This window comes from Mycobacterium sp. ABE4_509, from assembly GCF_056160785.1.
In genome coordinates this window covers 1-9817 of sequence record NZ_JBSWXU010000179.1, presented here as the reverse complement: position 1 = coordinate 9817, position 9817 = coordinate 1, and the positions used below count along the sequence as shown (strand labels likewise).

General features: G+C 70.0%; 8 protein-coding genes. 2 read left to right on the top strand and 6 right to left on the bottom strand.

Annotation, left to right across the window (positions count from 1 at the left end):
• Positions 1-165: 165 nt before the first annotated feature.
• Positions 166-1170: a MaoC family dehydratase gene (locus ACXAID_RS25060; protein WP_475024887.1), complete on the bottom strand. Its 1005-nt coding sequence runs from the start codon at positions 1168-1170 to the stop codon at positions 166-168.
• A 103-nt stretch (positions 1171-1273) separates the two neighbouring features.
• Here ACXAID_RS25060 and ACXAID_RS25055 point away from each other — a divergent pair, with 103 nt between their 5' ends.
• Both ACXAID_RS25055 and ACXAID_RS25050 read left to right on the top strand, forming a co-directional pair.
• Positions 1274-2440, top strand: a complete 1167-nt coding sequence (locus tag ACXAID_RS25055) for an acyl-CoA dehydrogenase family protein (protein WP_475024886.1) — start codon at positions 1274-1276, stop codon at positions 2438-2440.
• A complete protein-coding gene (locus ACXAID_RS25050; protein WP_475024885.1) occupies positions 2440-3168 on the top strand; it encodes a GntR family transcriptional regulator in 729 nt (242 codons plus the stop codon). The genes ACXAID_RS25055 and ACXAID_RS25050 overlap by 1 nt, the downstream gene beginning before the upstream one ends.
• A gap of 24 nt (positions 3169-3192) precedes the next feature.
• On the opposite strand, the gene ACXAID_RS25045 is transcribed toward ACXAID_RS25050, so the two are convergent.
• The 5 genes from ACXAID_RS25045 to ACXAID_RS25025 all read right to left on the bottom strand — a co-directional run.
• Positions 3193-4143 carry an enoyl-CoA hydratase/isomerase family protein gene (locus tag ACXAID_RS25045; protein ID WP_475024888.1) on the bottom strand — a complete coding sequence of 317 codons (951 nt, stop codon included), beginning with the start codon at positions 4141-4143 and terminating at the stop codon, positions 3193-3195.
• Positions 4140-5663, bottom strand: a complete 1524-nt coding sequence (fadD4, locus tag ACXAID_RS25040; protein ID WP_475024884.1) for a fatty-acid--CoA ligase FadD4 — start codon at positions 5661-5663, stop codon at positions 4140-4142. The genes ACXAID_RS25045 and fadD4 overlap by 4 nt, the downstream gene beginning before the upstream one ends.
• 110 nt (positions 5664-5773) lie before the next feature.
• Positions 5774-7603, bottom strand: a complete 1830-nt coding sequence (locus tag ACXAID_RS25035) for a phosphoenolpyruvate carboxykinase (GTP) (protein ID WP_475024883.1) — start codon at positions 7601-7603, stop codon at positions 5774-5776.
• Positions 7604-7799: 196 nt separating this feature from the next.
• The gene (locus tag ACXAID_RS25030) at positions 7800-9173 is read right to left on the bottom strand and encodes a hypothetical protein (RefSeq protein WP_475024882.1); all 1374 of its coding nucleotides are present in this window, start codon (positions 9171-9173) and stop codon (positions 7800-7802) included.
• A partial coding sequence (locus tag ACXAID_RS25025; protein ID WP_475024881.1) for a hypothetical protein occupies positions 9170-9817 on the bottom strand: 648 nt, incomplete at its 5' end. The genes ACXAID_RS25030 and ACXAID_RS25025, both read right to left, overlap by 4 nt.

The window sequence follows — 9817 nt, the reverse complement described above, 5'->3', positions numbered from 1 at the left end:
GCGCCGGACAGCCCGAGCAGCACGGCGCGCCCGCCCAGCAGCTCCTCGGCATCCACCCCGGCACCCGTCTGCGACTCCAGGGTCCGCGCGAGCGCACCCGCGCGGGCGAGCACGGCGGCGGGCACGGACACGGGACTCACCACACCATTGTGACCGGGGCGGCGCTCAGAACATCAGCGCACTGAAGCGCCAGTCCAGCACCTGGCGGTCCGCGCCGGAGTCGGCCACGGCGTAGACCAGCGAGCGCAGTCGCAGCACCCCACCCCCGCCGTCGGGCCGCGGTTCGGCGTCCTCGATGTGCAGTTCGCTGTAGAGGGTGTCGCCCTCCTGGACGGGACCCGTGTGATCGCAGGACTGCCAGCTCAGCACGGTGACCAGGTTGGGCAGCAGCCGGGTGGCCTGAGCCAGGGCCAGCCCGATGGTGTGCCCGCCGTACACCAACCGCTGCCCGGCGACACGCGAATCATGGTGGGTGGCAGCGATGTTCATCGACAGCCTGGCCAGCTCCGGAGCGCTGGTCACGACGTCGGCGGTGCTGTGCAGCACGACGCCGGCCGCTGCGGGATCGAAGTGCGGGCCGGGCACCCGCTCGCGATAGGCCGCGGCATCCCAGTCGGCGGTGGGGTCGGGCGCCGCCACCCCGGCGGCCGCACCGACACCGGACAGATCGTCGCGGTGTCCGGTCTCGACGTGCTCATCGCTGCACGGCAGCATCGCGCAGCGATAGAAGTCGAGAACCAGCCGGCCCACCCCGTCGATGGTGGTCATCCGCAGCGCGGCCAGGCCGGTCGGGGCGCGGCCGGGTTTGGCGGTGTTCTGTTTGAGGCCGACGACCTGGGTCCGGGTGTAGAGCGTGTCGCCGATCACCGGGAACCGGTGGAACGTCAGCCCCCGGTAGAACAGATTGGCCTTGACCCGCTGGGTCACCAGCGTGGACTGCCCGATCGCCACATCGCACACCAGCGCCGGATGCGCCAGCGGCGCGGTCGCCTTCACCACCGCCCCGGTGAGCTCGCCGTCGAGGGCCAGCCGCAGCCGGTCGCCGATGATGGCCTGGTGTGCGGCGGCGGCGCCGGCCGTGAGCGTCATCGACGGTGCGGTGTCGAACACCTGGCCCACGGCCAGGTCGTCGAAATAGGGCCCACCGGGAATTTGGCCGTACAAAGTCACACCGGGATGCTGGCACCGATCTGCAGCGTGTGTCAATATCGTGCCGGAACGCCGGACTGCGGATGTGGAAATGGCCGTACTTTTGTGAGGTGGAGGCGACGCATTGAACGAGGGGCTGACCGACGAGGAAACCATGCTCGTCGACACTGTGCGGACGTTCGTCGACCGTGAGGTCAAACCGGCTGTCCGCGACGTCGAGCACGCCAACAGCTACCCCGAGCCGTGGATCGAGCAGATGAAGCGCATCGGCATCTACGGCCTGGCGGTCCCCGAGGCGTTCGGCGGTACGCCGGTGTCGACCCGCTGTTACGTCCTGGTCACCCAGGAGCTGGCGCGGGGGTGGATGAGCCTGGCCGGTGCGATGGGCGGCCACACCGTGGTCGCCAAGCTGCTCGACCTGTTCGGCACCGAGGAGCAGAAACAGCGGTACCTGCCGGCCATGGCCACCGGGGAACTGCGCGCGACGATGGCCCTGACCGAACCGGGCGGCGGCTCGGACCTGCAGAACATGACCACCACCGCGCTCCCGGCCGGCGCCGACGGCACCGGCCTGATCATCAACGGCTCCAAGACGTGGATTTCGAACGCGAGGCGGTCCGGGCTGATCGCGCTGCTGTGCAAGACCGACCCGCAGGCCAGCCCGCGCCATGCCGGCATCTCGGTGGTGCTGGTGGACAACCCCAGCGAGGGTCTGACGGTCTCCCGCGACCTCCCCAAGCTGGGCTACAAGGGGGTCGAGTCGTGCGAGCTGAGCTTCGACGACTGCCGGGTCCCGGCCTCGGCGGTACTCGGCGACGCCCCCGGCCGCGGGTTCGCCCAGATGATGAAGGGGCTGGAAACCGGTCGTATCCAGGTGGCCTCCCGCGCGCTCGGGGTGGCCTCGGCGGCGTTGCAGGACGCGCTCGACTACGCCCAGGACCGCCAGAGTTTCGGCCAGCCGATCTGGAAACACCAGGCGGTGGGCCACTATCTGGCCGACATGGCCACCAAACTCACCGCGGCCCGCCAGCTCACCCTGCACGCCGCCGACCGCTACGACGCCGGCCAGCGCGCCGACATGGAAGCCGGCATGGCCAAGCTGTTCGCCTCCGAGGTCGCCATGGAGATCGCCCTGAACGCCGTGCGCATCCACGGCGGCTACGGCTACTCCACCGAGTACGACGTCGAACGCTACTTCCGCGACGCCCCGCTGATGATCGTCGGCGAGGGCACCAACGAGATCCAGCGCAACGTCATCGCCGGACAGCTGGTGGCCAGGGGCGGCATCTGATGACCGCCGCACCGGCCTACCAGGTGCTGCGCGAACAACTGCGGGCCGACATCGCGGCGGGCCGGTATCCCGACGGCACCCGGCTGCCGACCGAGTCCGAACTCGTCGCACGGCACGGGTTGTCACGCCAGACCGTCCGGCGGGCCTTTCAGGACCTGGTGGCCGAGGGGGTCGTCTTCAGGGTCCCCGGACGCGGCAGCTATGCCGGCGAGCAGGGGCGACGGTACCTGCGACAGCTGGGGTCGATCGAGGATCTGATGAGCCTGTCCCAGGACACCACGATGCAGGTGCTCGACGGGCTGCACCGCCGGGTGGACATCGAGGCGGCGAGCCGGCTTCGCCTCGACGGCGACATCGTCTTCTCTGTGGTGTTCCGGCGGCTGCACGACGGTACCCCGTTCGGCCTCACCACGATCCACCTGCCGCCCGAGGTCGCCGACTTCGTCCTCGATTCGCCGCATCTGGCAACCGGGGCGGTCAGCACCCACACCGTGATCGGGCTGCTCGAACCCCGCCTTCGGGTGCCGATCGCCGAGGCCGCCCAGTCGATCACGGCGGCCGCGGCCGACACCGCAGCGGCCGCGGCGGTGTCCTGCGAACCCGGGCACCCGATGCTGCGCGTCGACCGGCTCTACACCGACGGCACCGGCCGGCCGGTTGAGTTGGCCGTCAGCCAGTTCCTGCCCGAGCAGTACACCTACCGGGTGACGCTGCGCCGGTCGGGCTGACACCGGTAGCGACAACAGGGCAGATCAGACCGCATCTTCGAGGTCGTCGACCAGACCCCACTCCAGCGCCCGCGGCACGTCGACGAACACCCCGGACAGGAACATGAACGCGGTGCGCCACCGCCCGATCCGGCGGGTGATGCTGACGGTGCCCCCGGCGCCGGGAATCAGCCCGAGTTCGAGTTCGGGCAGCCGCAACCGGGTCCGGGGATCCGCGGTGACCCGGCCGCAGAACGCCGCCATCTCCAGGCCGCTGCCGAGCACCTGCCCGTGGATCTCGGCGCGCAACCGGTTCCCGAAGAGTGCGCGCAGGCCGTCGAGGGCCAGAGCCGGGCTGTGCCGGGTGCGGGCCAGATGCGCGGCGGCCGGATCGGCGAAGGACCCGAATTCGGCCAGGTCGCCACCGCTGCAGAACGATGGACCGGTTCCGCCGAGCACGACCTCGCGCACGGACGGATCGAGGCGGGCCACTTCGAGCGCGTCGAGCAGTGCGGCCCGCGCGCCGGTGGAGAACGCGTTGTGCCGCGACGGACGGTTGAACCGGATGCACACGGTGTCGCCACCGCGGTCGATGAGGACCGGATCGTCCTCGGTGGGCACCGTTTTCGGGCCTCGACGGTGCAGCCAGTCGGCGAACTCCGATCCGCCCTGCAGGGTGGAGTAGGCCAGTGACTCGGTGATGACACCGGAATACGCTGGGGCCTCGGTGTTCACCGCGCGCAGCACGTCGTCACCGACCGCGGCGGCCGTCGGCCAGGTCGTGCAGCGCTCCTCGAGCGAGGCCAGGGCACCTGCAACCGAGTCCACCCGCACCGTGCGGCGGTCGTCGCAGGGCTGCTCGAGCAGCGTGAAACTGGCCTGCTGCAGCCAGTATTCGGCATGCCGGGCCCCGAGGTCTCCGGTGGCCACCACCACGCCCGGTGGGCCGACGGCTTCCAGCGGCGGCGCCTGGGCGAGGTCCACGACGTGCATCAGCGCGAGTATTTCGCGATCAGCTCCTGCTTGTACAGCTTTCCGGTGTCGGTGCGGGGCAGCTGGGCCTCGAAGGAGATCGAGCGCGGGCATTTGTAGTGGGCGAGGCGATCCCGTAGCCAATCGAGGAGCTCGTCGCCGAACTCGGGTGTGGCGTCGCCGGGTTCGACGGTCTGCACGACAGCCTTGACGCGCTGGCCCATCTCGTCGTCGGGGACGCCGAACACCGCGGCATCCATCACCTTCGGATGGGTCACCAGCAGGTTCTCCGCCTCCTGCGGGTAGATGTTGACGCCGCCGGAGATGATCATGTGGTGCCGGCGATCGGTCAGGTAGAGGTAGCCCTCTTCGTCCACGTAGCCGATGTCGCCGACGGTTTTCCAGCCGCTGGCGTGCCGTGACGACGCGGTCTTGTCCGGGTCGTTGAGGTACTCGAAGTCGAAGCCGCCCTCGAAGTAGATCTCCCCGGGCTGGCCCGGCTGAAGCTCCTTGCCGTCCTCGCCGACGATGTGCAGCGCACCTGCCAGCGGGCGGCCCACCGACCCGGGGTGGGTGAGCCATTCCTCGGCGGTGATCAGCGTCGACCCGTGCGCCTCGGAGGACGCGTAGTACTCGTCGATGATCGGCCCCCACCAGTCGATCATCTGCTTCTTGATCTCCACCGGGCACGGCGCCGCGGCGTGCATCACCCGCTCCAGGCTCGACACGTCGTAGGACCTGCGCACGTCCTCGGGCAGCTTCAGCATCCGGGTGAACATGACCGGCACGAATTGGGCGTGGGTGACACGGTGCTTGGCGATGGCGTCCAGGGCGCCCTCGGCGTCGAACTTCTCCATCACCACGGTGGTGATGCCGCCGGCCTGGGTCTGCATCGACCACACCGACGGCGCGGTGTGATAGAGCGGCGCCGGACTCAGGTACACCGTGTCGGGATGCATCCAGAACGACACCAGGGCGGCCATCAGCCCCGGTGATTCCGAGGGGGCGACGTGGGGCAGTTCGCGTTTGATGCCCTTGGGGCGGCCGGTGGTGCCCGAGGAGTACTGCAGCAGGTCACCTTCGATCTCGTCGTCGATCGGGGTGTCCGGTTGATCGGCAACGCATTCGGGATAGCTCTGCCATCCGTTGAGCTGCCCGTCGGCGATCACCAGAAGCGGGGGCAGCCCGTTGGGGAGCTCGGCGTCCAGGCCGGCCAGGGTCGCTTCGAGCTTGGCCGAACCGACGATCGCCTTGGCGGCGCTGTTGTCGATGATGTAGGCCGCCTCGGCGGAGGTCAGGTGGGTGTTGATCGGCACGTAGTACAGGCCGGCGCGGCGGGCGGCCCACATCACCGCATGCATGTGGGCGTTGTTCTCCATCAGGATCGCGACGACGTCACCCTCGACCAGTCCGGCGGAGCGGAACAGATGGGCCAACCGGTTAGCCCGGGCCTCCAGCTCCCCGAAGGTCACCACCACCCCGGACGGATACATGATGATGGCGGGCTTGTCGGGGGTGGCAACGGCGGTGTCGCGAATCTGCATGGCATGACTCTACGACGGATGACTTGACGGGTGTCAAGGAATTCGCGTCCCGACGCAGGAGCCCCCCGTTCCGCAAGGGGAACGAGGGGCTCCTGCGTTGGGGTGCGGGCTCAGTCCGCTTCGGCCAGGCGGTGCTTGAGGCCGTCGAACTCGTCCTTGATGCCGGTCGGAAGCTTCTCCCCGACGAACTCGAACCACTCTTCGATCAGCGGAAGCTCACTGCGCCACTCGTCGGGCTTGACCGCGAGCGCCTCGTTGACATCAGCGGCATCGACATCGAGACCGTCGAGGTCCAGATCGTCGGCGCTGGGCACGATGCCGATCGGGGTGCTCTTGCCGTCGGTCTTGTGCTCGATGCGCTCGATCGCCCACTTGAGCACCCGGCTGTTCTCGCCGAAGCCGGGCCACAGGAACCGGCCGTCCTCGCCGCGGCGGAACCAGTTGACGAAGAACACCTTCGGCATCTTGGACTCGTCGGCCTGCTTGCCGATGTCGATCCAGTGCTGGAAGTAGTCGCCGACGTTGTAGCCCAGGAACGGCAGCATGGCCATCGGATCGCGGCGCACGGTGCCGACCTTGCCCTCGGCGGCCGCGGTCTGCTCGCTGCCCAGGGTGGCGCCGATGAACACGCCGTGCTGCCAGTCGCGGGCCTCGGTGATCAGCGGGACCGTGGTCTTGCGGCGCCCACCGAACAGGATCGCCGAGATCGGCACGCCCTGCGGGTCGTCCCACTCCGGGGCCAGCGTCGGGCACTGCGAGATCGGGGTGCAGTAGCGCGAGTTGGGGTGCGCGGCCTTCGTCTCGGTCTCGCGCAGGATGTAGTCGTTGCCCTTCCAGTCGATCAGGTGGTCGGGCTCGCCCTCCAGACCTTCCCACCACACATCGCCGTCATCGGTCTTGGCGACGTTGGTGAACACCGTGTTGCCGGCGGCGATCGTCTTCATCGCGTTGGGGTTGGAGTCCCAGTTGGTGCCCGGCGCGACCCCGAAGAAACCGAACTCGGGGTTGGTGGCGTAGAGCCGGCCGTCCTTACCGAAACGCATCCAGGCGATGTCGTCGCCGACGGTCTCGGCGCGCCACCCGGGGATGGTGGGCTGCAGCATCGCGAGGTTGGTCTTGCCACAAGCCGACGGGAACGCCGCCGCGATGTAGTAGGCCTTGTTCTCCGGCGAGATCAGCTTCAGGATCAGCATGTGCTCGGCGAGCCAGCCCTCGTCGTGGGCCATCGCCGATGCGATGCGCAGCGAGTAGCACTTCTTGCCCAGCAGCGCGTTGCCGCCGTAGCCCGATCCGAAGCTCCAGATCTCGCGGGTCTCCGGGAAGTGGGTGATGTACTTCGTGTCGTTGCAGGGCCACGGCACGTCCTTCTCACCCGGCTCCAGCGGCGCACCGATGGAGTGCAGCGCCTTGACGAAGAAACCGTCGTCGCCGATCTTCTCCAGGGCCTTGGTGCCCATCCGGGTCATCGTGCGCATCGACACCACGACGTACTCCGAATCGGTGATCTCGACGCCGAGCTTGGGATCCTCGGCGTCCAGCGGGCCCATGCAGAACGGAACCACCCACAGGGTCCGTCCGCGCATGCTGCCGCGGTACAACTCGGTCATCAGGCCGCGCATCTCGGCCGGGTCCATCCAGTTGTTGGTCGGACCCGCGTCGATCTCCCGTTCCGAACAGATGAAGGTGCGCGACTCCACGCGCGCCACGTCGGAGGGGTCCGACAGCGCCAGGTAGGAGTTCGGCTTCTTCTCCGAGTTGAGCTTCTGGAACGTGCCCGCCTCGACGAGCTGGTCGCACAGGGCCTGGTTCTCTTCATCGGACCCGTCGGCCCACGCCACTCGGTCGGGCTGGGTCAGCTCGGCAACCTCCCGCACCCAGGCCAGCAGGCCTTCGTGCTTCGTCGGTGCGGAATCCAAACCCGGAATGGTCGCTGCGGTCATGCTGTGTCGTCTCCTGCATCGTCCTGCGAGGTGTCTGCCGGGACGCCAGCTGCGTGATCTCCACGCCAAGGGCCTGAATAGTCAGCAGCCCGCGCCGCCCCTGGTATTGAGGTTAACGCGGGTGACATACCCGCGGTAATTCAGGACTATGTCCGTTCACTCACAAGAACGATTCAGATGGCCCCGACCGGGTCGCCTACCGCTCGGTAACAAGTGTGGGGCCCTGCTTCGAGATCCGCAATCCGTGGCGCACCGCCGCCAGAGCGCGCCCCAGACCCGGTTCACACGCACGCCACAGCCCGTCGCTGCGCTCCGCGAACCGCGCCAGTTCGGCCGATTCGGCCGCACAGGCGGCGATGCGCTCGGCGGCAACGGCGTCCTCGGCCAAGCCGGTCTCCGAATTGGCCGCGGTCAGAGCCGACTCCGCAGCCAGCAGCCGGGTCGCGATCCGTTCCTCCAGTACCGCGCGGGCTGCCGCGGTCGCCTCGACGACCCAACCGCTGAGCACCGCGCGCTGCGCCAGCACCGCCCGTGCGCCCACCACCCACACCGTCAGACCCAGTCCGAGCAGCGTGCCGGCCACCGCCCCGGCGACCGTCAGTTCGGGTGCGAGCCCACCTAGGAACCGGGCCAGCACCAGGCCGGCACCGATTCCGAAGCCCGCCCCCAGCACCGTCGTCAACCGGGCTTCCAGCCGGCGCGCCCGCACCGGCGGATCGGCGATCCTCGGCTCCCGCAGCGGCCCAGGCCGGGCGAACTGCGGGACCGCGAATTCTCCGGCCACGTCCCGCAGCCGCGCCGAGACCAGCTCGTCGACCTCGGCGACCACCTCACCGCACTGCCGTCGCACCTGCCCGGGCACCCCGGCCAGACCCGCACGGCCGGTATCGGCCAGCGCCTCGAGAAGCCGGGCCCGCAGCGCCGCACACCGGTCGCGGGCGGCGAAGGTCGATTCCAGCCGGGTCCGCTGGATCGCGCCGCGCACCGAGACCGCCCGCTGCGAAGCCGCCATCCGCCGGGCACGCACCAGTGCGTCCCGCCGCGCTGCCAGCACATCGCGCTGCGCCTGCCGCTGCGCCGCCCCGGCCTGCAGCACCGTGACCGCGGTGGCGATCCGGTCCTCCCACCTGCGCAGGGTGTTCCGCCGGGCCAGACCCGGGTCGTCGAGTGCGGCTCGAACGAGGTCGACGACACCGTCGACGGACGGCTCACCCAGGCGTGGGGCCGGTGCTGCCCCGACCCACGGCACCGACCCCAACCGGGGCACCGCGGCCGCCAGGCCCCTGCGGTTGGCGTCCAGCACCTCCCGCCAGCCGCGGTGGTCGTCGATCTTGGCCAGCACCGCGATCACCGCGTCGGTGCACCCGGCCGACCGTGCCGCCAGCGCACAGTCCGATTCGGTGATCGGCGCGACCGCCGAGCATACGAACACGACCACGGCCGGCTGCGCTGTCTGCTGGCCGGCCTCCACGAACCGCACCCCGGGTATCCGTTCGCGCAGTCGCGCGAGCAGGCTGGTGGCCCCCGCCCGGGGCGGCCCGGCCACCAGCACCGTCACCTCAGCGGTCATCGGTCCCGGCTCATCAGCCGCAACGACCCGCGCGTGATGTCGGCGGCGCACCGCCGATGGACGGGGCTGACCGGACCGCCGGCGTAGCGCCGCCAGTGCACCGCCCGGTGCAGCTGCGCCTCCGGGGTGTCGGCGTGGTCGACCCGGCCCCCGCAGGCCCGCACCACGTCCACGGCAGCCGACATGAGCCCCAGCACGACGGCGTCGGAGGCGAGGAACGCCGCCAGCCCGTCGTCATCGGTCCGCGCCGCCAGGACGCCCAGCTCGTGCACGGCGGCGCGGGCCCGCCGGTACCGGACCGGCGCCGCCGCGGCGGCCAGCTGCTCGAGCACCCGGCCGGTCTGACTGAGCTCGTGCAGCCCGCCCACCACCTCGGGTGTCTGTGCCCCGGCGCCGACGGCCAGCAGCGCATGGGCCAGCCCGAACCTGTCCAGCGCGGCCAGCAGCCGGGCCCGCCGGGCCGCCGGCAGCCGGTGTTCGGCAGCGACGAACGCGTCGGTCGACGTCATGTCGGGCGGATCGGACACCAGTACCCGCAACGCCGCCATGTCGTCGTCGGTCAGTGTCACCCCGGCCAGCAGCGCGATCATCGGGACGACCGGCGCACCCGCCGAAGCGGCCAGCCGGCCGGCGGTCCGCTGCGC